The 23653-nt window shown below is 76.6% G+C and carries 20 protein-coding genes; 9 read left to right on the top strand and 11 right to left on the bottom strand.

What is annotated here, in order from left to right; translation table 11 throughout:
- Nucleotides 1-270 precede the first annotated feature (270 nt).
- The gene (locus tag E1B22_RS02260; protein WP_135224394.1) at nucleotides 271-1032 is read left to right on the top strand and encodes an N-acetylmuramoyl-L-alanine amidase; all 762 of its coding nucleotides are present in this window, start codon (nucleotides 271-273) and stop codon (nucleotides 1030-1032) included.
- Nucleotides 1033-1394: 362 nt separating this feature from the next.
- Nucleotides 1395-2138: a hypothetical protein gene (locus tag E1B22_RS02255; RefSeq protein ID WP_135224393.1), complete on the top strand. Its 744-nt coding sequence runs from the start codon at nucleotides 1395-1397 to the stop codon at nucleotides 2136-2138.
- Here E1B22_RS02255 and E1B22_RS02250 read toward each other — a convergent pair.
- Complete coding sequence (locus tag E1B22_RS02250) at nucleotides 2042-3142, bottom strand: hypothetical protein (protein WP_135224392.1); 1101 nt, start codon at nucleotides 3140-3142, stop codon at nucleotides 2042-2044. The two genes, E1B22_RS02255 and E1B22_RS02250, sit on opposite strands and share 97 nt — an antisense overlap.
- Before the next feature lie 887 nt (nucleotides 3143-4029).
- Between E1B22_RS02250 and E1B22_RS02245 the strand changes: the two genes are divergently transcribed.
- The 3 genes from E1B22_RS02245 (at nucleotide 4030) to mtnA (ending at nucleotide 6781) form a co-directional block, all read left to right on the top strand.
- Nucleotides 4030-4473 carry a flagellar hook-length control protein FliK gene (locus E1B22_RS02245; RefSeq protein WP_135224391.1) on the top strand — a complete coding sequence of 148 codons (444 nt, stop codon included), beginning with the start codon at nucleotides 4030-4032 and terminating at the stop codon, nucleotides 4471-4473.
- A gap of 435 nt (nucleotides 4474-4908) precedes the next feature.
- A complete protein-coding gene (locus E1B22_RS02240) occupies nucleotides 4909-5571 on the top strand; it encodes an EscU/YscU/HrcU family type III secretion system export apparatus switch protein (RefSeq protein ID WP_243123630.1) in 663 nt (220 codons plus the stop codon).
- Nucleotides 5572-5587: 16 nt separating this feature from the next.
- The gene (gene mtnA, locus E1B22_RS02235; protein ID WP_135224390.1) at nucleotides 5588-6781 is read left to right on the top strand and encodes an S-methyl-5-thioribose-1-phosphate isomerase; all 1194 of its coding nucleotides are present in this window, start codon (nucleotides 5588-5590) and stop codon (nucleotides 6779-6781) included.
- A gap of 353 nt (nucleotides 6782-7134) precedes the next feature.
- Here the strand turns inward: mtnA and E1B22_RS02230 are convergent, their stop codons facing one another.
- Together E1B22_RS02230 and E1B22_RS02225 are read right to left on the bottom strand one after the other, a co-directional pair.
- Nucleotides 7135-7776, bottom strand: coding sequence for a DUF4149 domain-containing protein (locus E1B22_RS02230; protein ID WP_135224389.1), 642 nt, complete (start codon nucleotides 7774-7776; stop codon nucleotides 7135-7137).
- Between the two features lie 337 nt (nucleotides 7777-8113).
- Entirely contained in the window at nucleotides 8114-8473 is a 360-nt protein-coding gene (locus E1B22_RS02225; RefSeq protein ID WP_135224388.1) for a hypothetical protein, read from the bottom strand.
- A gap of 555 nt (nucleotides 8474-9028) precedes the next feature.
- Here E1B22_RS02225 and E1B22_RS02220 point away from each other — a divergent pair.
- Both E1B22_RS02220 and E1B22_RS02215 read left to right on the top strand, forming a co-directional pair.
- A complete protein-coding gene (locus E1B22_RS02220; RefSeq protein ID WP_135224387.1) occupies nucleotides 9029-9868 on the top strand; it encodes a class I SAM-dependent methyltransferase in 840 nt (279 codons plus the stop codon).
- A 67-nt stretch (nucleotides 9869-9935) separates the two neighbouring features.
- The gene (locus E1B22_RS02215; protein ID WP_135224386.1) at nucleotides 9936-10181 is read left to right on the top strand and encodes a hypothetical protein; all 246 of its coding nucleotides are present in this window, start codon (nucleotides 9936-9938) and stop codon (nucleotides 10179-10181) included.
- A gap of 76 nt (nucleotides 10182-10257) precedes the next feature.
- Here E1B22_RS02215 and E1B22_RS02210 read toward each other — a convergent pair whose 3' ends face one another.
- Nucleotides 10258-10464, bottom strand: coding sequence for a CDGSH iron-sulfur domain-containing protein (locus E1B22_RS02210; RefSeq protein ID WP_135224385.1), 207 nt, complete (start codon nucleotides 10462-10464; stop codon nucleotides 10258-10260).
- Between the two features lie 449 nt (nucleotides 10465-10913).
- Between E1B22_RS02210 and E1B22_RS02205 the strand changes: the two genes are divergently transcribed.
- Together E1B22_RS02205 and E1B22_RS02200 are read left to right on the top strand one after the other, a co-directional pair.
- On the top strand, nucleotides 10914-12395 hold the full coding sequence (locus E1B22_RS02205) for a M42 family metallopeptidase (protein ID WP_135224384.1): 1482 nt from the start codon (nucleotides 10914-10916) through the stop codon (nucleotides 12393-12395).
- A 431-nt stretch (nucleotides 12396-12826) separates the two neighbouring features.
- Nucleotides 12827-13474 (top strand): hypothetical protein, encoded by a 648-nt coding sequence (locus E1B22_RS02200; RefSeq protein ID WP_135224383.1) that lies wholly within the window; start codon nucleotides 12827-12829, stop codon nucleotides 13472-13474.
- A gap of 89 nt (nucleotides 13475-13563) precedes the next feature.
- Here the strand turns inward: E1B22_RS02200 and E1B22_RS02195 are convergent, their stop codons facing one another.
- The 7 genes from E1B22_RS02195 to E1B22_RS02165 all read right to left on the bottom strand — a co-directional run bounded on the left by E1B22_RS02195 (nucleotide 13564) and on the right by E1B22_RS02165 (nucleotide 23604).
- A complete protein-coding gene (locus tag E1B22_RS02195) occupies nucleotides 13564-14370 on the bottom strand; it encodes an ABC transporter permease (protein ID WP_243123628.1) in 807 nt (268 codons plus the stop codon).
- A 208-nt stretch (nucleotides 14371-14578) separates the two neighbouring features.
- Entirely contained in the window at nucleotides 14579-15562 is a 984-nt protein-coding gene (locus E1B22_RS02190) for an ATP-binding cassette domain-containing protein (RefSeq protein ID WP_135224381.1), read from the bottom strand.
- Between the two features lie 512 nt (nucleotides 15563-16074).
- Entirely contained in the window at nucleotides 16075-16887 is an 813-nt protein-coding gene (locus tag E1B22_RS02185; protein WP_135224380.1) for a protein-glutamate O-methyltransferase CheR, read from the bottom strand.
- Between the two features lie 19 nt (nucleotides 16888-16906).
- Nucleotides 16907-18226, bottom strand: a complete 1320-nt coding sequence (gene cheB, locus E1B22_RS02180) for a chemotaxis-specific protein-glutamate methyltransferase CheB (protein ID WP_243123627.1) — start codon at nucleotides 18224-18226, stop codon at nucleotides 16907-16909.
- A gap of 290 nt (nucleotides 18227-18516) precedes the next feature.
- A complete protein-coding gene (locus E1B22_RS02175) occupies nucleotides 18517-20730 on the bottom strand; it encodes a chemotaxis protein CheA (protein ID WP_135224379.1) in 2214 nt (737 codons plus the stop codon).
- Nucleotides 20727-21602: a chemotaxis protein CheW gene (locus E1B22_RS02170; protein WP_243123625.1), complete on the bottom strand. Its 876-nt coding sequence runs from the start codon at nucleotides 21600-21602 to the stop codon at nucleotides 20727-20729. The genes E1B22_RS02175 and E1B22_RS02170 overlap by 4 nt, the downstream gene beginning before the upstream one ends.
- Nucleotides 21592-23604, bottom strand: coding sequence for a methyl-accepting chemotaxis protein (locus tag E1B22_RS02165; protein ID WP_135224378.1), 2013 nt, complete (start codon nucleotides 23602-23604; stop codon nucleotides 21592-21594). Before E1B22_RS02165 ends, E1B22_RS02170 begins: the two co-directional genes overlap by 11 nt.
- Nucleotides 23605-23653 lie beyond the last annotated feature (49 nt).

The following is a 23653-nucleotide window of genomic DNA, read 5'->3' as shown; positions in this document are numbered from 1 at the left end:
CGCTCGCCCGCTGCGAGGAAGGCGGTGGTCCCGACCATCCCATCCGCCCGCGGGCCCGCGCATCCTCCGCCGGGGGCAGGGGCCGGCGCGTGGGGGTCCCCGGGTCATCCGCCGCCGCCGGCGGATGGCGGCGGTCGACCCGCGCGCACCGTGCGGCGGTGGCAACGGGCAGGCCACGGCATCCCGGCATACGATGGCCCCACGATGGCGCGGAGCCGGCGACGCCACCCGCCGCTCCGCGCAGCGATCGGGTGACCAAGGGGGACGGCGATGCCCAAGGTCTTCCTGGACCCCGGCCACGGCGGGCGGGATCCCGGCGCCCTCGGCCACGGACTCGTCGAGAAGGACCTCAACCTCGCCATCGCGCTGGCGGTGCGGCGTCACCTGGTGCGCCACGGGTTGACGGTGCGGATGTCGCGCACCACGGACCGGACCGTACCTCTGCGCGCGCGGACGGACCAGGCCAATGCATGGGGCGCCCACGCCTTCGTCTCCATCCACTGCAACGCCCACACCGAGCCGTCGGCTCGGGGATTCGAGGTCTGGCACTCCGTCCTCCCGACGTCGCCGGGGCGGATCCTGGCCCGCTACCTGGTCCAGTGGCTCGACCGCCTGACCCCCCTCGCCAATCGCGGCGCGCGCTCCCGGGCCGGGCGGGGCGGTCGCGACTACTATCACGTCATCCGCGAGACCCGCATGCCCGCGGTGATCGTGGAGTGCGGGTTCCTCACGAATCCGGACGACGCCCGCTACCTGGGCTCGGCAGCCGGGCAGGCCCAGGTGGCGGAGGCCATCGCCCGCGGGATCCTCCAGTTCTTTGGACGCCAGTGGCTGTCACCCCATGTGGCGCGCCGGCAGTCGCCGGCGCCCAGCGATCGCGCCTCCTCCGCACCGGCGCCGTCGCGATCGTCGGCGGGGGTGTGGTACCGGGTCGTGATCGGGTCCTTCCGCGACCGGTCCTATGCGGAGCGCTTGGCCCGCCGGGCGCGGGAGGCCGGTTTCGACCCCTGGATCGACCGCGTGCACCTGTGAGCCAGCCCGACCCCGCAGGAGAGGGGCGGCCGGATCCAGAAGCCCGGCCCATGGATGCGGCCGTCCCCACCGCGCCCGGTGGCCTGGGAGCGGCCCGTGGGACCGATCCCCCATGCGTTTCCCTGGCGGGCGCCCGGCGCCGGCCCTCTCCCGGCCACGGCCCCGTGCAGGGGATCGGGCGCCTTCGACAGAATCCCCGCCTGGGACGAACCGGCCCGGCCGATGGCGAACCGGGTCGCCTGGGGGCGGACCCCGTGGCAGCGAACCCCGGCATCCGCCATGTCGCCGGTCGGGGCGGAGACGTCCGGCCGCGCCCCGGCGCTGTCCCGGCGCGGCTGCTGCGACGGAGGACGGGGACCACCGTGACGGCAGGACGGGACGGATGCCCCCGGACGTCGGGGGGCCGCGACGGCATGCTGGACGAACCGGCGGTCTTCGCGCGCCTGCGCAGCCTGGTGCGCAAGGGGCAGGTGCGTCTGCGGCTGGACCGCGGCGGCGTGGTCAACCTGTACCTCCAGCGGGCCCAGGTGGAGTCGGCCCTCTACCTCGGGCTCCTGGCGCGGGCGTACGCCCGGTTGCTGGCGGGGGTGCTGACCGGCCTGGGCGCCGCGTTCCTCCTGACCGGCCGACCCTGGGCGTGGGCGGGACTCGCCGTCGCCGGCGCCCTGGTCGTCGGGGCGGGCGCGGTGGTGGCCCGGTGGCGGCAGGAGCGGCGCTGGATGGCCGAAGTCCACCGCAGGCTGCTGAACGACCCGGTGTTCTTCGCCCAGGCTTACGAGGACGGCCTCTTCACCCTCCAACGGGGACGGCGCACGTGTCGTTACCCGCGCCCGTGGCAGGCGATCCTGGGCGTCGACGATCCTCGAGCCGGCGAGCCGGCCCCGCATGTGGTGGTCCGCCCTGGGCCGCACGGGGAGGCGGCAGGGGCCGGCGGTGCGCGGCAGGCGGCGGAGCCCGTGACCGGTCTCCTCGCCGCGGCGGGGTCTTCATCCGGCAGGGTGGGTCCGGTTCATTCGCGTCGGCCCTCCGGGGCCGAGAGGACCTCCACACCGGGCTGGGGCGCGTTGCCCCACCGCGAGGCCAGCTCCGCGAGTCCCCCCGGGTAGACGGCGGGCAGATCCTGGTGCAGGATCTGGCGCAGCAAGGTGCGGACGGTGCCGTACTGTGCGGCCAGGAGGACCAGGGTGCGCCCCAGGTAGGTTGTCCCGGCACTCCGGTGTTGGGCGGCGTGCTCGTAGAACCGCCGCCCCTCCCGCTCCAGCTCCTCTTCGCGGTACGGCAGGGATTGCCCCGCTCCACCCGGTCGAGCGTCCCTGCGGTCTCCCTCCGCCCCCTCCGCCTTGCGCGGTTCGCAGGACCCCGTGGCCGACGCGGCCGCGGACCGCGCTCCTTCCTCGGGGGCCGGCGCCGCTTCAACGGGCTCCACCGCGACCGATGACAGGAACAGGGTCAGGTCGCCGAGCCGGCGATAGATGGAGAGGCGTTCCGGCTCGGCGGCCAAGAGGGCGACCTTGTTGAGGCTGGCGAGGTCGACCTCGGCGAGGGGGAGGCGGAAATGGCGCCCGCCGAGGGTGAAGGCGGCCATGCCGGGCGGCGTGTAGGCGAAGCAGGCCAGCAGCTCGGCGAGGTAGTGGACGGTCCACGGGGAATCCAGCAGGCCCTCCCGCTGACCGCGGGCGGCCGGAGCGTCGCCGGCCTCGTCGCCGCCCCGCTCGCGCCCCGCCAGCCAATGGGCATCGGGCCGGGCCGGTTCCGCCCCGCTCGGTGCGGCGGCCTGCGCGGCATGGCCGCGGGGATCGCCCCGGGACGGGTTCGTGCCCTCCGTCCCGGCGGACCGCGCCGACCCCTGCACCCGGCTGCGCTCCTCGGCCCGACGCCGGTAGAGCAGCACGGAGAACAGCAGGTAGGGACTGAGGTCGCGCGCCGCATCGCCCTGGCGCAGGGCCTGGTGGGTCCGGCGGTCCTCCAGGGCTCGCTGGATCGCCTCGCCGCCGTCCCGCAGGAGTCGCGCGATGCGATCCCGGGCGTCGCTGCGCGGGGAGACGGCCGCCGCGAGGAACGCGAAGTCGGCGTCGGTGAGGTGTTCGAGCGGGAGCAGGTTGGCGGGCACCGCCGATCCCTCCTACCCTATTTTAATCCAGCCGTAGCGGCCGTTGCCACCGGGCGCACCGGGATGCGGAGGTCGTAGCCGCCGTGGATCGGATTTTCGTAACGCAAGCCCTTCTGATCGATGTCATCCGTCTGATCCAGGAGGTCCAGGGGGCGGGCGGCGCGACCCGGCCGGAGGGCAGACCCTCCCCCGGCCGAGGTCAGCCGGCCGCCGGTCGGGGGGATCCGGCGGCGAAGGTGCCGTCCACCGCGCCCGCGGCGACGCCGGCTGCGACCGGGGCCGCGGGGGCGAGCCGGCCGGTCCCGGCGGCCGACGCCCTGCCGACACCGGCCAAGAACGCCGCAGCAGCTCCTCGGCTGCCGTCGCCCCCGGCCCTGGCGGCACCCGAACCGCCAGTCCCCAGAGCGTGGGGTCCCCCGGCGGGGTCGCCCAGGGCTCGCCCCGCCGTCCCGCCACCGGCCGTTCCCGCCGCACCCGCGCCGGAGACCGTCGGCTCACCGGCGCCGGTGGCGCCCGGCGCGCCGGGCCTGCGCGCCGGGGCCACGGCGCCGCCCGCGGCATCGCCGTCGACCGCCATTGGGCTCGGTCCCCCGGCACCGGCGGCCGTGGGTCCCCCCGGGGTGCACCCGGCGGAGGCGGCTCCGCCTCCGCCGTCCCCGTCGGTGCCCGTCGCCCTCCGTCCCCTGGATCCGCCGCCTGGGGCGCCAGCCGGCCCTTCGCGTCCGGCGTCGGACGCGCCGCCCCCCTCCGCGGGGACGCCTGCCACCCCGGCAGGGGAGCCGGTTCCTCCGGGGCTGTCGGCAGCCGGGGCGCCGGCTCCATGGTCGGCACGGGTTGGCGGGGACTCGGTCCCTGCCAGCCTGCCGACCCCGTCCGGGCGGGGGGATATGGGCGATTCGCCGGGCGACCGCCGCCTCCCTGCTGCTCCCTCCCAGGCGGGCGGCGATGCGGGCGCACCGGCGCCCACGACGGCGTCCGCGGCCGCGGGCCGGACCTGGACCGCGGCCGCGGACGCGGTGCGCCCGGCCGACGGCCAAGGGGGTCGGGCCGGGACGGGCGGTGGGCGGCCCCAGCCCTGGGCCGTCCAGATCGGCTGGGAGCTGCCCCACGCGGGATCCTGGCAGGTCCGGGTCGCCGGTGTGGGCCGCCGGGTGTTCCTCCACCTGGTGGTGGACGCGCCGGCGGCCACGCGTCTGGAGGATCGCGGCTGGGACGAGGCGGCCCTGCGGCGGCTCCTGGAGGCGTGGGGCCTCGAGCCGGCAGGGGTCTCGGTGCGGGCCGTCGTCCCGCCCACGGCCGCAGGGACGCCCGCCGACCCGGGGCGACCCTAGCCCCTCGGGGTTGCGGCAAGTGCGACGTGGATCCGCCGCGGATCGCCGGCAGGGCGGGGAGGGGACGGGACGCCAGGTCCCCGGCGGCGCGAGGCCATCATCCCCTGGGGCGCTCCGGCCCACCGACGGCCCGACGGGGGTGCGGAGCCGGGCCTGCGCCGGCGGGGAGAGGCTCGCGGGGTGGCCCCCTCACGGCTCGCGGGCGGGGAGAGGCCCACGGCGCGGCCCCCTCATGGGCTCGCCAGCCGACGGCGACCGTTCCGGGCCCCTCGCTTGGAAAGGGCCCCGGCCCCTTGCCTGGGAGGGGCGCCTGGATTACGTTGAGCCCGACGAGCCGTCCTCGGGAACCGCTCGGGAACCGGCTCGGGAGCCGGTGCAGGCGGAACCGGCCGCGGGCGGGAGACGCGCCCGACGCCGGCGGCATGAGGTGAGACGGTGACGGCCGACGCACCCCAGCAGCCTCCGGACCCCGTCGCCCGCCACCCGGCAGGGGGGCCTGGCCGGTCGGCCGCGGACCGCGCCCGGCGGGGCGATGCGGGGGCGAACCATGGCGCGGGCCGGGCTCCCGCGGCGGGTGGCGCCGGCCCCGGGGGCCGGCACCGCCGGTGGCGGGCCGCGGCGGCCTTGCGGTATGCACCGGCCGAGGACGCCGCGCCGCGGGTCGTCGCTGCCGGCTTCGGGGCCATGGCGGAGGCGATCCTGCGACGCGCCCGCGAGGCCGGGGTGCCCCTGGTGCGGTCGCCGCTGGCGCCCATCCTCGCCCGCGTGCCGCCCGGCCAGGCGATCCCGCCGGCGCTGTACGAGGTGGTCGCCCGGATCATGGCGCTGGCCCTCGAGGTCGACCGCCAGCTGGCGGAGAGCCGCGGCCTCGCCGAGCGATGGGGCCTCACCTCCGAATCGGCCGCCCCGGCTGCGCCCCCGGCGGCCGTGCCCCCGTCGCGGGCCCCGGCCCAGGACGGGCCGCGGCCGCCGGCCCGGTTGACCGCCCCGGGGCCCGGCGGCGGGGCCGGGGCAGGGAGCGTCGGCGGCGCCGCGCCGGCCGGCACGGTCCGGGCTGTTCCGGATCCGGAGGGCGGGCCCCCCCGGGGCAGACGGTGAGGAAGGGGGAGCGGCGGTGATCCAGCCCGTGCGCTACGAGGGAGGCGTGCTCCACCTCCTGGACCAGCGCCGGTTGCCCGCCGAGGAGCGCTGGGTGGCCTGTTCGTCCGTCGAGGAGGTCGCCCGCGCCATCGAGGCGATGGTGGTCCGCGGGGCGCCGGCCATCGGCATCGCCGCGGCGTATGGCGTGGCCCTGGCGGCGGTCCGGGCGGCAGCGGGTGCAGCATCGGCGGGGTCGGACGGGCCGCGGGCGGACGAACCCGGCCAGGACGGGCGGGACCGGCAGGGGGCCGCATCGAGCGGGGACCCAGGGACCACCGCCGGCACCGTGGCCGAGGCCGTCGACGCCGCCGTCCGCCGACTGGCGGCGACCCGCCCGACCGCGGTCAACCTGCACTGGGCCCTGAGGCGGATGGCGGACCGGTCCCGCGAGCTTGCGGCCCGCGGCGCTGCCCCCCGGGCGGTGGCGGCGGCTCTCGAGGCCGAGGCCCGGTCCATCCAGGAGGAAGACCTGGCCATGTGCCTGCGCATGGCCGAACACGGCGCGGCCTTGTTGCCCGCGGGGGCGCGGGTCCTGACCCACTGCAACACCGGCGCCTTGGCCACGGGCGGACACGGGACGGCCCTGGGCGTCATCCGCACCGCCTGGCGGCAGGGGCGCCTTCGCCACGTGTGGGTCGACGAGACGCGGCCGCTGCTGCAGGGAGCCCGCCTGACCGCCTGGGAACTGGAGCGGGAGGGTATCCCCCACACCCTGATCGTCGACGGGGCGGCGGCCGCGGTGATGGGCGCCGGCCAGGTGGACGCGGTGCTGGTCGGGGCCGACCGGATCGCCGCCAACGGCGACACGGCCAACAAGATCGGCACCTACATGCTGGCCGTGCTGGCCCGCCATCACGGCATCCCCTTCTACGTGGTGGCGCCGTGGTCGACCGTCGACCCGACCCTGCCCTCCGGCGACGCCATCCCCATCGAGCAGCGCGGCGCCGACGAGGTCCGGGCCCTGGGAGGGGTGCGCTGGGCGCCCGCGGGGACCGCCGTCTACAACCCGGCCTTCGACGTGACGCCGGCGGCGCTGATCACCGCCATCGTCACCGATCGCGGCGTGCTGCGTCCGCCCTACCGGGAGGCCATCGCGGAGCGGGCTGCGGCTCCGGCGGCGGAGGGCACGGGTCCGAACCGGGCCGCCCCACCGGCCGGCGGGTCGTGAGCGCCGGCGCTCACGACCCGCCGGCCGGGCGCAGGGGCGCGACCTCGAGGCCTCGCCGCGGTCGACGTCGGGATCGGAGACCCCGCTGGGGTGCGGTGGCGGCGACGGACCGCGGCGACCGCAGGCGGGGCTCTGGTGGGCCGGGAAGTTTGCGCCGATGGCCGGGTCGCGCCAAGTACCGGGTGCCGCCGGATGCCGGCAGCCGCCCATGGGCCCAGCGGACCGGGGTGTCGGCCGCCGCCCATGGGCCCACGGGCCCAGCGGACCGGGGCACAGGCCGCCGCCCCTGCGTCCCCGTCGCCGGGCCGCCGGCCTGCGTCTCCGTCGCCGGGCCGCCGGCCGGCGCCCCGGCGTCACGGGCGGCCGGTCTGGCGGGGCCGGCCGCCGTCGGCGGCCGCTGGGGCATCCGGGCCCGCGGGAGCCGCCGGGGCCCACAGGCCGCTGGCGACACCCGCCAGGGCCAGCAGGCCGGTCAGCAGGTTGATCCCCATGGAGAGGCCGTGCAAGGCGCCGAAGGCGTCCGTCCCCCGGGCGGCGTGGGCCGCGGGCAGCACCAGCTCGCGGTTCACGGTCACCAGCACCAGGGCCGCCACCGCCAGCGCCAGACGGCGGCCGGTCCCGGAGAGGCGCGGCCGGATCGGGGCTGCCGGCGCCCCGGGGTCGGGGGCTTCGGCGGCCTCCGGGCCGGCGGCCGGGCCGGAGGCCGCCCGCCCGCCGGGCGGCCGCTCGCGCGGGCCGGTTCCTCCGCGGGACTGGGGCGGCGGGGTGGAGCCCATGCGGCGGCTCCGGAGCTCCAGGAGTGCTGCCAGCGTGGCCGCCAGGGCCAGCACCTCCCCCAGCCGGAAGTACCCCGGGAAGAGGGCCGCGACGATGCGGCCGAACTCCGCCGGGAAGGCGCGGGTCAAGGTCGGGGTCAGGATGCCCGTGTAATAGCCCATGATGCCGAACCAGGCGGCCATCAGCAGCACGTACAGGTTGCGCCACGCGGTGGCCATGACGGGACCTCCTCACCTGCCCGCGTCGGCCGTCCGGTCCCCGGCCCGTCGTCGGCCGTCCGTGGGGCGGGCCCTGCCCCGATTCCCTCGCCGTTCCCCGCACCCGCCGCCCCCTGCCGTCCCCCTCGCCGTGGCCCCGCCGCTCCAACGCCCGGCCGGGCCCCCGGACCTCCGAGGGGCGGGCCCTCTCCGAGGGGGTCAGGCCGGTGCGTCCCCCGTTCCGCGGGCCACCTGCCCATGCCGCCGGCCGACCGCCTCCCGATCCCGCAAGCCCGCACCGTCGGCCCCGTGGGTGCGACGGGGCCGGTCGCGGTGGGACCCGCTCCGGTCGGCCCGGTCACGGCGCGGGATAGGCGACGCCGACCAGGACGGCGCTGATCAGGGCGAGGACGAAGGGAGCCGCCGGCCGGCCCTCGGCCCGTCGCCCTGCGGCGACGCCCATGTGGGCGAGGACGGCCGCCGCTAGCATCAACACGGGGTGGCGCCAGCTCACGGTGGCCGTCCCCACCGTGGCCAGCAGGGCGATGCCCAGCAGCGCTTGCAGGTCGAAGAGCCCGATGGTCAGGCCCCCCAGCATCCGGGCGGCCGGAAGATCGCGGCCGGCCAGCATGCGATAGCCGGTCCAGACCACCCGCAGCACGGCGAAGGCGAAGACGATCGGCCCGAGGAAGCCGTGGATGAAGGCGACGGTGGACATGCCGGGTTCCTCCTCCTGGGACGGGTTCCTCCTCCTGACACGCCATCGGGACCGGGGTCGGACGTCCGTCCGATCCCGGCCCTGCGATGCCCGTCCCATGACGCCCCCATCGTAACCGCCCTGCCCCCGCGAGGGAAACCGGGCAGGGTCCCGATTCGGCGCAGGCCGCCCCCTGGCAGCCCCACCCCGGGAGGTCGACGCGGATCGAGGGAAGAACTCCGATCGAGCGAAGGACACCACGAGGAGCCCACGAAGGGCTCCGCGGCGACCGTCGCTCGGACTCGGGGATGGCCGGTGGGATGCACCGGCACGAAGAACCCTACGGAGAACGCCGCTTGGTCTCGCGGGGACGGCCGGTGGCGTGCGGCGGACGAGGAACGCCATGGAGGCCGCCGGTCGGACTCGCCAGGGTAGCGGATGGGGTTCGCCGGCCCTCCCGCGGGATCCGCGGGGTGGGCCCGGTCCCGGCGGGCCGCCCGACGGAACCGGAGCCCACAAGAACCGGCGCCCGTGGGGAGGGCCGCGGCGACGACGCAGCCGGGAGGGGGTCGTTGGATGGACCGGAGGCACGAGCGGGACGCGGTCCTCCCGGGGGCGGGTTCGTCCGCCGGCAGCGAGGCCGGGCGGGGTGGCGACCCCGCGGCGATCCAGGCGTTCTTCGGCCGGCACGCCGAGGCGTACCGACGCAGCCCGGGGCACCGGGCCGGGGCCGACCTCCACGCCCTCGTGGAGGCCCTGGATCCCCGCCCCGACCAGCGGCTGCTGGACGTGGCGACGGCCACCGGCCACACGGCGCTGACCTTCGCACCCCGGGTGAAGCTCGAGGTCACGGGGGTGGACCTGACGCCGGCGATGGCGGAGGCCTTCGCCCGGGAGGCGGCGGAGCGGGGTGTCGACAACGCCCGCTTCGTGGTGGGCGACGTCCACGCCCTGCCCTTCCCGGCGGCGTCCTTCGACCTGGTGACCTGCCGCCGCGCCGCCCACCATTTTCGCGACGTCCCCCTGGCCCTGGCCGAGATGGCACGGGTGCTCCGTCCCGGCGGGCGTCTCGGGGTGGTCGACATGACGCCGCCCCCCCTTCCGGCGGCCGCTGCCCTCTTCAACGACCTGGAGCGCCTCCGCGACCCATCCCACGCCTGCGCCCACCCGCCCGGTCGGTGGGCGGCGATGGTGGAGGAGGCCGAATTGGAGCTGGAGCGCCTCGTGGTCCTGGACGACCCGCAACCGCTGGAGCACTGGCTGGCGCCGGTCCCTCCGACGCCGGAGCTCCTCGGCCGGCTCGAGGCGCGATGGAATCAGGACGAACCCGCCGTCCGGGCACGGGTCGTGGCGAAGGGCCCCGCGGGCTGGGTGTTCCGCAAGCGACGGGTCCTGCTGGTGGCGCGAAAGCCCTGACGGGCTCTGGCGGCTCGCGCGGGCAGAGGCCCTCCCCGCCCGGTGGCGTGCGTGGCCGCGCCCTCCGGTGGTCCGAGCCTTTGCGGTCCTTATCCCGGAGGCGGTCTACCGCGAGGCCGTGGTGGAGGGGAAGGCGCACGGCTACGAGGATGCGCTGGTGCTGGAGAGGAACGTCCAGGCGCGGCGCATTCGCGTCGTGAACGCGGGCGACGAGCCCCTCGGTGCCGAGGCCGTACTCCCGGATCGCAACCGGAGGGGCCACGGCACCTCCACCGGCCCCGGGGGCAGGCTCCCAGGCGCTCCTTCACCATGACCACGCCCCGGTTGGAGACGAAGCGGCGGGAACGCGCGGACTGATCGACGAGCGGTGCGCCCAGCGCTGGAGGTCCTCAGTACATGGACCGCACCTCGACGCGGCCCTCGTCGTCGTAGATGTAGAGCACACCCTCCTTCTCGTCGCGGGTCCGGCGATGGGAGCCGTCGCAGAACGGCTTGTTCTTCGAGAGGCCGCAGGCGCAGATCCAGATGCTCTTCTCGGCACCCTCGGGACGCACCTCGTACGGACGATTGCGATCGTGGCGGACCAGCCGGCTCATGTCGGAGCTCCCTCCCCTTGGCAGCGTGGTTCCCCTCTTCCAGGGTCGACCCTCTGCCTTCCAGTGTTCACGGCCGCCGCGGGTGCGTCAACGCGGTGGCCGGCGGCGGTGCAGCCATCGGCGGCGGGCGGCGGGCCGCGTTCGTCACCGGTCCCGGGCCTCCGGGAACGGGCCCTCGGGCAAGGGGGCGGGATCACCGCGGGCGCGCCTCGCCCCGGTGGGGGCGGAGCCGGACGGAGCCAGGCCCAGGCCAGGGCGCCGGCCAGGGCGCGGTCGCGGTCATGGCCCATCGCCCCGTCCCGCTGCGGTCCACGGGGCGCAGCCGGCCGCGTCGGGGAGCCCGGCGACGGTCCGGGTCGCAGGTCCCTCGCCAGGCCCCGCAAGGCTTCGAGGGGTGGACGGGGATATGCCCCGGGTGGCCCGTGCACGTTAGCGTCGGAGGTGACGCCATGGCCACCGACTGGGCCCTCTTGCGGGAGCTGACCGAGGCGCCGGGGGTCTCCGGCTACGAGGCTCCGGTGCGGGAGGTGCTGACCCGATACCTGGGTGCGCTGGCGGCGCGGATCGGGACGGACAACCTGGGGTCGCTCATCGCCGAGCGGCCCGGCGCTGGCGCCCACCCGCGGGTCATGCTGGCCGCCCACATGGACGAGATCGGCTTCATGGTCAGCCACGTCGACGACGGCGGGTTCGTCCGTTTCCAGCCCATCGGCGGCTGGTGGAGCCAGGTCATGCTGGCCCAGCGGGTGCGGGTCTACACCGCCCGGGGGCCGGTGACCGGCGTCATCGGGGCCAAGCCGCCCCACATCCTCCCGGCGGACGAACGCAGCCGTCCCGTGGACGTCCGGGACATGTTCATCGACGTCGGCGCCACCAGCCGCCAGGAGGCGGAGGCCCTGGGCATCCGGCCGGGCGATCCGGTCGTACCGGCCAGCCCCTTCGAGCCCCTCGGCCCGCCCGGCGCCTTCCTGGCCAAGGCGTGGGACAACCGCGCCGGGTGCGTGGTCCTGGTGGAGGTCCTGCGCCGGCTGGCGGCCGTGCGGCACCCCAACACCGTCTACGCCGTGGCCACCGTCCAGGAGGAGGTCGGCCTGCGCGGCGCCACCACCAGCGTGCGGGCGGTGGCGCCGGATGTGGCGCTGGTGATCGACACCACCGTCGCCACCGACACGCCGGGCATCGACCGCAGCCGTCTGCCAGCCTCCTGCCGCCTGGGCGGCGGGCCCGCCATCTCCCTGTACGATGCCAGCATGATCCCGCACCTGCGGCTGCGGGACCTGGTGGTCGACACCGCGCGGGACCACGGCATCCCCATCCAGTTCGACGTGATGCCGGGCGGCGGCACCGACGCCGGCAAGATCCACACGGCCTCCACCGGCGTGCCCACGCTGTCCATCGGGATCCCGGTGCGGTACATCCACAGCCACGGGTCGATCCTGCGTCTCGCGGACCTGGAGCAGGCGGTCCGGCTGATCGTCGCGGTGATTCAGCGGCTGGACGCCGCCACGGTGGCGGCGCTCAAGGCGATGGCGCCCGCCCGGGCGACGGCAGGGGCGGGAGCGGTGGCGGCCGGCGCGCCGGGAGCCGCTGGGCCGACGGCGTGGGCTGCGCCGGTGGCGGACCCGCCGTGGACGGCGGCGGGAGCGGTCCCCCTTGCGGCGACGGCCGGGTCGCCGGCTGGGGTGCCGGCAGGCGGGACGACGGGGAGCCCGGCCCCCTGGGTGACACCCCCAGGCGTGGGGACGGTCCCTGCCGTTCCGACTCCGGGGATGTCGCCGGCGCCGGGCACGGCACCGGGGGCCGGCCTCGCACCGGCGGGAGTCCCCGGGTCCGATGGTGCCGGGGCCATCGATCCCCGGGGGGCGACGGGCGGGGCCCGGGTCCGGGGCGCCGATGCCGGCGACCGGGTGGGGCCCGCCGCACGGCGTTAGCCCGCCACCCCGCGTCGCTGGGCACGGGAACGCCGGCGGATGGGAGCGCAACGAGGGATCGTCGGCGGGCGCCCGCGGACGGCAGCGGATGCGGGGAGGGTGCGGGCCCCTGGGATGCGAGCGCGCAGGACGGATCGGCGCGGGACCCTGCGGACGGACCGACAGGCGGCAGGCCGCAGGCCGGTTCGTCCCGTTCGCGTTGCCAGCCGGCGGCTTCGCATCGCCAGCCGGTGTGAGGATGAGGGCGAGCGGTTCGCCGCGGGCGCCGAACCCCTGGGCGCGGGATGGAGCAGGAGCCGACTCGCAGTGCGAAGAACAGCCGATGCGGGGTCGCCCATCCCATGGGGGCTCGTTGCTGCGGCGGGCCCGGCGGCGCGCCGCCACGGCAAGGGTGGGGGACCGGCGCAATGCACCGTCTGGGGGCGGGCGAGATGAAGCAGCCAGGGCTGGGGAGCCAGCCGCGTGGGAGAGGGGGTCGGGGAGGGTCCACCGGCGCCCTTCTACTGTCGAGCGGCCTCCTGCTGGCCGCTTTCCTGGAACAGGCGGTCCTGCTCGGCGGGCATGGGGGCGATGCGTTCCCCGCAGACGTCTACCCGCCCTCCGTCCCGGCCCGCCATGAGGGGTTTTCGATCGCGGCGGCGTGCCCGAACCCAAAGGGCCTCGAGCGCCCGGAAGCCGTCGAGGTGGAGGAACTGCTGCGGGTCGTCGAGGAGCACGCGGCCGCCGTGCGGAGGGGCGACCTCGCGGCGGCGAAGCGGACCACCGATCCCGCCTATTGGCCCATCCTGGACCAGCAGGAGGCGGTCCGCCCATCCGCTTCCGCCGAAGGCCAGGACGGCGTGGAGGGCGCCGGCGAGATCGGCAGCAGCGAGATCGGCATCGGAGAGATCGGCCCGGCGGCCCAGTCCCCGCACGCGGATCTGATCGCCAACAACTGCGGGTCCGGGGTCATGGCAGCCACCTGGTGGGTGGCGATCTTGCCCAGCGGCGCCCGCACCGCCGCCGACGCGCCGTCCCTGGTGAGCCACCTCTATCTCATCCGGCGCCAGGGCCGCTGGCTGATCTGGGCCATCGACTAGGCGGGACCAGGCGACCCGGCGCAACGGCACTAAAGCGCCTCCAAGGGCGGGGACCGGCGGCACCCGCCGTCCACCCACCGGGGCGATGGTCACCGGACCCGGCTGAAGGCAACGGTTCCCAGCGCCGTCATGGCGGCCGCCAGCACGAAGAGCACCGCCACGTCGGTGCCCAGGTCGAAGCGGATCAGCTGCGCCTGGCGCATCAAGGCCTCCAGGGGCCCGGTGTACAGGGCGTGGCGCAGGGCGTCGACCCCGTAGGTCAGGGGGTCGAGGTGCATCAACACGCGCATCCAGGTCGGCACCTGGTCGGTGAGGGGGAACATCGCGCCGCTCAGGAAGAACAGCGGCATGATGAGGAAGTTCATCACCGCCTGGAATCCCTGCATGCTGGCCATGCGCGACGCCACGGCCAGGCCAAAGGAGGTCAGCGCCAGGGCCAGGAGGAAGGCGAGGCCGAGCATCTGCGCCACCGCCGCCGCGGTGAGGGGGATGCCGGCCAGCGGCGCCAGGGCCAGCAGGATCGCCGCCTGCAGGGTGGTCACCGTCGCCCCGCCCAGCGCCTTGCCGAGCGCCACCGCCCCCCGGGGGACGGGGGCCACCAGCACCTCCTTGAGGAACCCGAACTCCCGGTCCCAGATCACGCTGACAGCGGAAAACACCGACGTGAACAGGATGGACATGCCCAGAATGCCCGGGTACATGAACGTGACGTAATCGAGCCCGGCCGGGGCGCCGCGGATGCCCATGGTCGACGCGATGCCGCGCCCGATCACGAGCAGGTACAGCAGGGGCTGGGCGATCATGCCCACGATCCGCTCCCGTTCCCGGGCGAAGCGCCAGATCTCCCGCAGCCAGATGGTGTAGGCCGCATGGACGTATTCGCCGACGGCTCCCACGGCGATCCCTCCTGCCCTGCCCCCGACCCCGGACGAACCCGGCCACCAGGCAGGCACCCCACCTCCGCGCAGACCTTGCGCGCCAGGGGGGCTCGACCCCCCCCCTCGACCCGTAGGGGGTGCTCCGCCGGACCCTGCCGGTCCCGGCCTCCGGCAGGCGATCGCGCCGCCGACAGCCGGCGGCGAGGCGGCCGGACGGGGACCTGGGCTACCGACGCCCACCCCAGAGGCGGGCACGGGGAGGGCGCCACGAGCCATTGCCCGCGGGCTCCTCGTCCCGGATGGCACGGCCCGTCAGGGCCAGGAAGACGTCGTCCAGGGAGGGCTGGCGCATCTCTAGTGCGACGACCTCGGAGCCCACCGCCGCCAGCAGGCGCGGCGCCAGAGTGGAGGCGTCGGCCGTGCGCACGGCGACGCGGTCCCCCGCCACCTCCGCCTGCACGCCCAGGTCGGCCCCGAGTCTTTTGGCCAGTGCGGCGGGCGTCACGCCCTCCCGCGGCCGCAGATAGACCACGTCCCCGCCCAGGCTGCGCTTGAGGGCCGCCGGCGTGTCCAGGGCGACGGTGCGCCCGTGGTCGATGATGGCGATCCGGTCGCAGTGCTCCGCCTCGTCCAGGTAGTGGGTGGTCATGAAGACCGTGACGCCCGTCCGCTCCCGCAGCCTGTGCACGTAGTCCCAGATGGCCGCCCGCGTCTGGGGATCGAGGCCCACGGTCGGTTCGTCCAGGAACAGGATGCGGGGGAGGTGGAGCAGCCCCCGGGCGATCTCGAGGCGCCGCTTCATCCCGCCGGAGAAGGTGGCCACCAGGGCGTGGCGGCGATCGGCGAGGCCCACCATCTCGAGCAGTTCGGCCGCACGCTGGCGGTACACAGCCGCCGGCACCCCGTACAGACGGGCGTGGAGGCGCAGGTTCTCCTCCGCCGTGAGCCGGTTGTCCAGGGATGGATCCTGGAAGACGATGCCGATCTGCCGCCGTACCTGGCGCGGCTCCCTGCGGATGTCGAAGCCGGCCAGGCGAGCGGTGCCGCCCGATGGCGGCAGCAAGGTGGCCAGCATCTGGATGGTGGTCGACTTGCCCGCCCCGTTGGGCCCGAGGAAGCCGAAGATCTCCCCTTCCCGGACGGTGAAGGAGATGGCGTCCACGGCCGTCACCGCCCCAAAGGTACGGGACAGGCCCTCCACTTCGATCACCGGGCGCCCGCTGCGGGGACCGGCCGAGGGGTCGTGCCGAGGCGCGAGCGGGCGGTGCGCCACCGCGTCCGGAGGGCCACCGCCCGGAGGAGCGGTGGGGGCCGGCGCGACATCCCTGGCATGAGGGGATGCGGGCGTACGATCCACCGTGGGCCCACCTCCTCGCGTTGCTGCGCGCCGTCCGGGTTCCCGTCTTGTTTTTACGCCCGCAGGAGATCTGCGGCAAGGAACGGTGCCGGGCCGGGCGGCAACCCCTTCCGGACGATGGGGCTGCTGCTGGCGGGGCTCGGACTGGCCGTGCGCCTGGCGCCCGGCGACCCCAGGCGCCGGCGCCCTCCGCGTAGGCGGGCCCTTCGGCCGCCGCGTCGCTCCCAGGGCTGCGCCCGGGCCCCCGCCCGACCGGGGCGGGGGCCCGGGGCGGCACGTCTGTTGCTGCGGCGACAGCAACCCGCGGGAGAACTTCCGATTTGGGACAAGACGGTGCGGTTGACAAGACGGTGCGGTTTTAGAGCCTAGCGCACGGCCTGTCCTCCCGGTTCCTCCCGCACGTAGAAGCAGGGCGCCGCGTAGCGCAGGCCCGTGCCACCGACGCCGTACAAGCTCTCGCTCCCGCCGACGAAGAGCACGCCGCCCGGCCGCAGGCTGGCGGCCAGGTTCGTCCACACCCGCCGCTTGACGGGCTCGGTGAAGTAGATCACCACGTTCCGGCAGAGGATCAGGTCCCAGTCGGCGGGGTAGGGGTCCTGGACCAGGTCGTGCCGGACGAAGCGGACGCGGCAGCGGACCTCGGGATGGAGGACCCAGTTCGCCCCCTCCCGGCGGAAGTACCGCAGCCGCCAGGGGGTGGGGACGGCGCGCACCTCCAGCGGCTCGAACACGCCTTGCCGGGCCCGCTCCAGGGCGTCGGCATCGATGTCGGTGCCCAGCAGCTCGTGGTGGCCGGCGGGGTCGAGCTCCGCCAGGAGGATGGCCACCGAGTAGATCTCGGCGCCGACGGAGCAGCCCGCGCTCCAGATCCGCAGGCTCCGCCGCCGCGCCAGCAGCGCCGGCAGGAAGCGCTCCCGCAACAGGTCGAACCGGTCAGGGTTGCGGAAGAACTCGGAGACGTTGATGGTGAGGAAGTCCTCGAACTGGCGGGCCAGGGCGGCGTCTTCGCGCAGCCGGGCGGCCAGGTGGGCGTTGTCCACCAGGCCGTGGCGGGCGCGGAAGAACCGGAGCCGGCGGTCCAGCTGCTGCGAGCGATAGGCGTCGAGGTCGATCCCCAGGACGTGGCGCACAGCCGCGGCGAGAGCCGCGAACTGGGCGTCGTCCAGCGCACCGGCCATGGGTGGGGTTCCTCCCGCGTCACGGTCTCACCGGGGTGGCCTCGGCGCCGGGATCGGTCAGGGTCTCGACGAGCCACGCCGCCAGTTGTTCCGGCGTCCCCGCCCGCTCGACGACGCCCAGGGCCGCGGTCGCCACCGGCATCCCGGGGACCACGCAGCTGGCGGGCTCCTGTACCCAGATGCGCGCCCCGTGCTCCCGCAGGTAGCGCGCCCCCGCGGCGCCGTCGACCCCCATGCCGGTCAGGACCAGGGCGATGGTGCGCCGGGCCAGGGCGGGGGGCACCGAGGCGAAGGTGACGTCCGCCGCGGGCCGCACACCGTGGCGGGGTGGACTGCGGTCGAGGCCCAGGACGCCGCCCGGACCCACGTGCAGGTGGTGATCCCCGGGGGCGACCCAGGCGGTTCCGTCCACCAGCCGGCTCCCCTCGGCCGCTTCGCGCACGCGCAGGCCGCAGACGGCGTCCAGGTGCTCGGCCAGCGCCCGGGTGAAGCCGGGGGGCATGTGCTGGACCACCACCACGGCGGCGGGGAGGTCTGCCGGGAGGCCGCCCAGCAGACGGTACAGCGCTCCCGGTCCCCCGGTGGAGGCGGCCACCAGCACCAGGTGGGTCAGCCGCGCCGGGGCCGGCACCGGCTTCCGGATGATGACGGCACCGTCGTCCTTGCCTTGGGCGCCCCCCGTCGCCGGCGTCCTCGCGTCGCCGGCGGCCACCGCGCCCCCGGTCCCGTCGATCCCCGCCTCGGACGCCGCACCGCCCGCTGCACCGCCAGCGGCGGAGGCCCTGGCTGTCCGGGTCCCGTCGGCGGACACGACGGGGGTTCCGGCGCCGACCGGCCTGGCGCGGCCCCGGGCCGGCAGCGGCCCGGGGCCGCGCCGCGGTACGGCCCCGGGGGCGGACCGGCCCCGCCGGTCCGCCCCCGGGGCGGTCCCCGGTGGTGGGGGCAGGAGGCGCTCCGGGGGGATGGCGGCCGCCGCCTTCACCTTGGCCACCAGCTCGGCGGCCACCCGGTCGAGATCCAGCGAGACGGCGCCGGACGGCTTGGCGACGAAGTCCACCGCCCCCAGGGCCAGGGCGCGCACCGTCGCGGCGGCGCCGCGCTGGGTGAGGCTCGACACCATCACCACGGCGCAGCGGTGCACCGCGAGGATCTGCGGCAGGGCTCCGAGGCCGTCGAGGCGCGGCATCTCCACGTCCAGGGTGACGACGTCGGGCTGGAGCTGGGCTGCCCGGGCCACGGCCTCGAGCCCGTCGCGGGCGGTGCCCACCACCTGCAGGGCCGGGTCGGACTCGAGGATGCGGCGAATCACCTGGCGCATGAAGGCCGAGTCGTCGACCACCAGGATGCGGACCGGCCGGCCGGAGCCGGTCCCGGGGGCCGAGGCCGGGGGCGCGTCCGCCGGGGCGGATGCGGGGTCGTCGGGCGCGGGGCGCGCGGAGGGGGGGTGCGCCGCTCCGCAGCCGCCATCACCCGCCGCGGTGCCGCCGCCACGCGTTGGGGGGCTGCCGTCACCCGCTGGGGCGCCGCCGCCACCCCTTGGGGCGCCGGCGTCGCCTGCCCGGGCACCGCGGCAACCCGCGGCGGCGCCGCCGCCCGCCGCGGGCATGGGCGGGTTCGGGGGCGCCGGGGTCATCGGCTCCCGGCCTCCCCGCTACGGACGGCCGCCGCCACCGACGGGGGCGGCGGAGCCTCGCCCCCTGCGCCGACCGGCGCCGCCTGCAGGCCCAGGGCCCTCGGGCGTCCGGTGGTCCCCGTCCCCGCCTGGGCCAGGGCCGCCGCGCCCCCGAAGGCCAGCTCGGTCACCAGGGCCGGCGTGTCGAGGATCAGGGCCAGCCGCCCGTCGCCCAGGATCGTGGCGCCGCTGAGGCCCCGCGTGCCCGCCAGCAGCTCGCCCAGCCCCTTGACCACCACCTCCTGTTCCCCCAGCAGGCGGTCCACCACCAGCCCCACGGGTTGCCCCTGGTGTTCGACCAGGACGGCCACCAGCGCCGTGCCGTCCGGGCGGGGACGGAAGCGGGGGTCGGCGAACTGGCGCAGCCACAGCAGCGGCACCACCTGCCCGCGCACCGTGGTGGCCCAGCGGCCCTGCACCGATCGCAGCTCGCCCGGGTCGACCCGCACCACCTCGCCCACGTCGGCCAGCGGCAGGGCGTACAGGTGCCCCTCCACCCCGACCAGCAGCGCCCGCAGCGTGGCCAGGGTCAGGGGCAGGACGAGGGTGAAGGTGGTGCCCGCGCCGGGCCGGGTGGCCACCTCCACCCGGCCCCCGGCCTGCTCCAGCTGTTGTCGCACCACGTCCAGGCCGACCCCGCGCCCGGATACGCCGGTGACGCGCTCGGCGGTGCTGAAGCCGGGGAGGAACATCAGGTCCAGGGCCTCGCGGTCGCCCAGGGCGGCCGCCCGCTCGGGGGCGATCAGCCCCTTGGCCACCGCCGCCTGGCGCAGGCGCTCGGGGTCGATCCCCCGGCCGTCGTCTTCCACCCGGATCAGGACGTGGTGGCCCTCGCGGGCGGCGGCCAGGCGGAGCCGACCCGCGGGCGGCTTGCCGGCCCGGCGGCGTTCGTCCGGCGGCTCGATGCCGTGGTCCAGGGCATTGCGGACCAGGTGGAGCAGCGGGTCGGCCACCACCTGGTGCAGGGTGCGGTCGAGCTCGGTGTCCTCGCCCGCCAGCTCCAGCTGGACCTGCTTGCCCAGCATCACGGCCAGGTCGCGCACCAGGCGGGGGAAGCGCCGGAAGAGCCGGGCCACCGGCAGCATCCGCGCCTGCAGCACCGCATCCTGCAGAGCGCCGGTGATGCGCGCGATCTGCACGTTGACGCGGAAGAGCTCGTCGGCCACCTCCGGGGCCCCGGACAAGCGCGCCAGCTCCTGCCCCAGCTGGGCCAGCCGGCCGCGTTCGACCACCAGCTCCCCGACCAGGTTGAGCAGGCGGTCGAGCAGCGCGACGTCGACCCGGATGGTGCGGTCGTCGGGCGCTCCGGCGGGCGAGGTCGCGGAGGAACCGGCGATCCGGGAGGCGTCCGCCGGGACGGTGCGGTCGTCGGTCGGTGCCGCGGCCGCGGCGGCGGCTGGGAGCCCGGCCGCGTCGCGGCCGGCCGCCGGGGCCGTGGGGGCCGCCCCAACGCCGGGTGCCGCCTCCGTGGCCGCGCCGCCCTCGGCGGGTCCACCGCGGGGGGCGTCACCCCCGCTGGCGCGGCGCACCCGCACCGCCACCACATCGGGGACGGCGGCGACGGCGGCCTCCAGGTCCGCCGCCGAGGCCTCGGCCGCGACCCGGGCGCGCACCGACCGACCGCTCCACGTGGCCTCGAGGCCGTCCCGCGCGGGCTCCGAGGCAAGCAGCGGCGCCCGGTCTTCCAGCGCGAGGAGGACCTGGAGGGCTCGGACGGCGGGCATCGGGCAACCGGGGTCGAGCTCCGCCTCGACCACCCAGGCGTCGGCTGGGGCCGTCGCGGGCGCCTCCAGGGTCGCCAGCAGCTCCGCCGGCGGTGGCGGCGGGTCGTCACCCGCCGCCACCGCCGCCAGCATCGCCCGCAGGCGGTCCACCCCGGCCAGCATGGCGGCGACCTCGCCGGCCTCGGGCTCCCCCTGGCCGTGGCGCCACGCGTCCAGCCGGCTCTCCATGGCGTGGGTCAGCCGGGCCATGCCGTCGAGCCCCACGGTGGCCGCCGAGCCCTTCAGGGTGTGGGCCGCGCGGAAGACCGCGTGGACGGTCTCGGGCCCGCCGCGTCCGGCCTCCAGGTCCAGGAGCCCGGCTTCCAGCTGCTCGAGGAGCTCGGCACCCTCCGCCAGGAACAGCTGGCGTTCGTCGTCGCCCAGTTCGAGCCAGGAGCCGGCGCTCACGAGGCCATCCCCCCCGGGACCGAGGCGCCGTCCTCCTCGCCATCGCCGCGTCCCGTGCTCCCGGGTGCGCCGGCGGCGCCGCCCGTCGCCTCGGACCCCCCATCCGCGCCCGCTGGCGGGCCATCGCCGTCCGCCGCGCCGGCGTCGCTCGAGGGGTCCGCCCCAGGGTCCCCTGCGGTCGCCGAGGCGTCCGCCCCGCCCGCCTCCTGGACGGCCCGCACGGCCTCCCACTCCGGCGGGGCCAGCACCTGGTCGGGCTGCAGCACCAGGATCAGGCGGTCGCCGTGGCGGGCGATCCCCTGGACGAACCCGGCGTCCACCGCCAGGACCTGGGCGGGCGGTTCGACGGCGTCCGCGGGCAGGCGGATGACCTCCGAGACCGCGTCGACCACCAGCCCCACCACCGCCTCCTCCCGTTCCACCACCACGATGCGGGTGCGGCGATCCCGCTCCCCTTCGGGAAGCCCCAGCCGGCGGCGCAGATCGAGCACCGGGATGATGTGGCCGCGCAGGTTGATGATGCCCTCGACGAAGGGGGGCGTGCGGGGGACGCGGGTGATCTGCTGCCATGGGATGATCTCCCGCACCCAGCCCACGTCGAGACCGTAGTCCTCGCCCGCCAGATGGCAGAGGACGAGGATCCGCGCCGCCTCCGCGCCGCCTCCGGGGGTCGGGCGTCGGGACGCGTCCGCGCCCGTTCCCGGGAGTGCGCTCCCGCGCGGGGACGACGCCCCGGGCCCGCTCCCGCCGGCCCGGCGGTCCGGGGACGGGGCCGCCTCCGCGGCGACGTCCGCCGCCCCGGGGCTCCCGGGCGTCTCCGGGGCACCCGGGGCGGGCCGGCCCTGCGGCTCCAGGGCGATGTCAGCGGCCATGGCCGTCACCCCCCGCGCCGGCGGCCACCGGCACCGCCGCGGCGACGGAGCCGCCGACCGCCCCGGTCACCGCCCCGTCGCGGGCGGCCGCGGGGGCGGGCGAGCCGGCCTGGGCCCGCTCGGCGCCATCCGCCGCGTCGGCCGCCAGCTTGAACCGGTCTACCTGCCGCTGCAGCTCGGCCGCCACCTGGTTCAGCGCGGTGGCCGACTCGGCGACGCGCCCCGCCGCGGCCTTGAGCTGGTCCACGGCGGCCGACACCTGTTCGGCGGCCGCCGCGTTCTCCTGGGCGACCGCGGCCACCCGCTCCACCGACTTGCCGGCCTGGCTCGCCCCCGCGGCCATCTCCTCGGTGGCGGCGGTGTTCTCCTCGGTCACCGCCGCGACGGCGTCGAAGGCCCGGACCACCTGTTCGGTGCTGGTCCGCAGCTCGGCGGCGGTGTCGGCGATGGCGCGGACGTCGTCGACCACCGCCCGGACGGCGGCGAGCACCGCCTGCAGGGCCTCCCCCGTCTGGTTGGCCATGATGCCGCCGCGTTCGACCTGATCGGTGGCCTGGACCATGGCCTGGACGACGCCCGTGGTCCCCGCCTGGATGCGGTCGATGAGCCCGGCGATCTCCCGCGCGGACACCGCGGACCGCTCCGCCAGCTTGCGCACCTCGTCGGCCACCACGGCGAAGCCGCGTCCGTGCTCGCCGGCCCGGGCGGCCTCGATGGCGGCGTTGAGGGCCAGGAGGTTGGTCTGCTCGGCGATGCCGGAGATCACCTGGGTGATCTCACCGATCTGGGACGAGAGCTGCTCCAGGTTGCGCAGCCGCTCCGCCGACTCCTCCACCGCGCGGCGGATGGCGTCCATCACGTCCAGGGTCTGGCGCACCACCTCGGCGCCCTGGTCGGCCGTGCTCCCCGCCTCCTCGGCCCGCTCCCGCGCCCGGCCGGCGCTGGTCGCCACCGACGCCACGGCCTGGTTCATCTGGTCCAGGAGGTGGGACGTGGCCTGGATCTCGCCGGCTGTCTGCTGGGCCCCGGTGGCGATCTGCTCCGTGGTCTGCCGCAGCTGTTCCACGGCCTGCCGCATCTCGTCCGAGGCCTGGGCCTGCTCGGTGACGCCGGCCGCCACCTGGCCCACGGCCTGGGCGGCCTCGGCCGCCCCCTGGGCCGACTGCTCGGCGGCGGCGCGCAGCTCCTGGGCGGAGTCCAGCACCGCACGGCTCGACGCCTGGACGGACCGCAGCACCTCGCGCAGGGCCTTCAACATGTCGTTGAACGCCCGCGCCATGTCGCCGACCTCGTCGTGGCTCCGCACGGTGACGAACGGCACCGTCAGGTCGCCGTCGGCCACGCGGCGGGCGGTGACGGCCACCCGCCGCAGTGGACGGACGATCGCCCGGGCCAGGGCGAGGGCGACGAACAGGCCCACGCCCAGGGCGAGCAGCGACGGCACCAGGATGAGCAGCCGGGCCCGGCGCTCCGCCGCCTGTTCCTCCGTCACGATCTGCTGGTGCCGGGCTTCGCGGTTCTGCACCAGCCGCTCGATGGCGGCCTCCAGCCGGGCCTGGGGATCGCGGATCCGCGTGAGCGCCGTCAGGACCTCGCTGGGCGTCGTGGGCCGGACCGCCATCACCGGCGCCACCGCCTGCCGGAAGGCGTTGGCCGCCGTGCCCACCTCGTCCACAGCCGCCTGGGTCCCCGCCTGCGCCGCCAGGTCCCGCATCTGGGTCAGCAGGTCGGCCATGGCGGTGCCGGCCTCCTGGGCGGCGTTGCGATAGGCGGGGTCGCCCGTCAGGAGGAACCCGCGCACCGCGGACACCTGCTCCTCGCCCAGGGCGCGCACCTGGGCCGCCAGGGTCAGGGTGCGGCCGATGCGGTCGAGCTCGCCGCTGATGGCGGTCAGCTGCTGGATGGCGGCGAAGCCGGTGTACGCCACGATGCCGAAGAGGAGCAGCAGGGCTCCCATGGCCAGCCACAGCTTGGCGGCGATGCCGAAGCGCATGCGTCGCATGCTTCCGCCCCTCCTTCCAGGCCCGCGCCCGACGGACCCGAGCCGCTGC

Source organism: Thermaerobacter sp. FW80 (assembly GCF_004634385.1).
In the GTDB taxonomy this organism is placed as follows: Bacteria; Bacillota; Sulfobacillia; order Thermaerobacterales; family Thermaerobacteraceae; genus Thermaerobacter; species Thermaerobacter composti.
This window is presented reverse-complemented; position numbering and strand designations above follow the sequence as displayed.

What these genes read in the sequence shown, in the direction of transcription:
- E1B22_RS02170 (WP_243123625.1), bottom strand. Translation starts at nt 21,602, where the DNA reads ATGGCCGCTGACATCGCCCTGGAGCCGCAGGGCCGGCCCGCCCCGGGT.
- E1B22_RS02225 (WP_135224388.1), bottom strand. Translation starts at nt 8,473, where the DNA reads ATGTCCACCGTCGCCTTCATCCACGGCTTCCTCGGGCCGATCGTCTTC.
- E1B22_RS02185 (WP_135224380.1), bottom strand. Translation starts at nt 16,887, where the DNA reads ATGGCCGGTGCGCTGGACGACGCCCAGTTCGCGGCTCTCGCCGCGGCT.
- E1B22_RS02245 (WP_135224391.1), top strand. Translation starts at nt 4,030, where the DNA reads ATGGGCGATTCGCCGGGCGACCGCCGCCTCCCTGCTGCTCCCTCCCAG.
- E1B22_RS02210 (WP_135224385.1), bottom strand. Translation starts at nt 10,464, where the DNA reads ATGAGCCGGCTGGTCCGCCACGATCGCAATCGTCCGTACGAGGTGCGT.
- E1B22_RS02205 (WP_135224384.1), top strand. Translation starts at nt 10,914, where the DNA reads ATGGCCACCGACTGGGCCCTCTTGCGGGAGCTGACCGAGGCGCCGGGG.
- E1B22_RS02165 (WP_135224378.1), bottom strand. Translation starts at nt 23,604, where the DNA reads ATGCGACGCATGCGCTTCGGCATCGCCGCCAAGCTGTGGCTGGCCATG.
- E1B22_RS02230 (WP_135224389.1), bottom strand. Translation starts at nt 7,776, where the DNA reads ATGGCCACCGCGTGGCGCAACCTGTACGTGCTGCTGATGGCCGCCTGG.
- E1B22_RS02220 (WP_135224387.1), top strand. Translation starts at nt 9,029, where the DNA reads ATGGACCGGAGGCACGAGCGGGACGCGGTCCTCCCGGGGGCGGGTTCG.
- E1B22_RS02200 (WP_135224383.1), top strand. Translation starts at nt 12,827, where the DNA reads ATGAAGCAGCCAGGGCTGGGGAGCCAGCCGCGTGGGAGAGGGGGTCGG.
- E1B22_RS02260 (WP_135224394.1), top strand. Translation starts at nt 271, where the DNA reads ATGCCCAAGGTCTTCCTGGACCCCGGCCACGGCGGGCGGGATCCCGGC.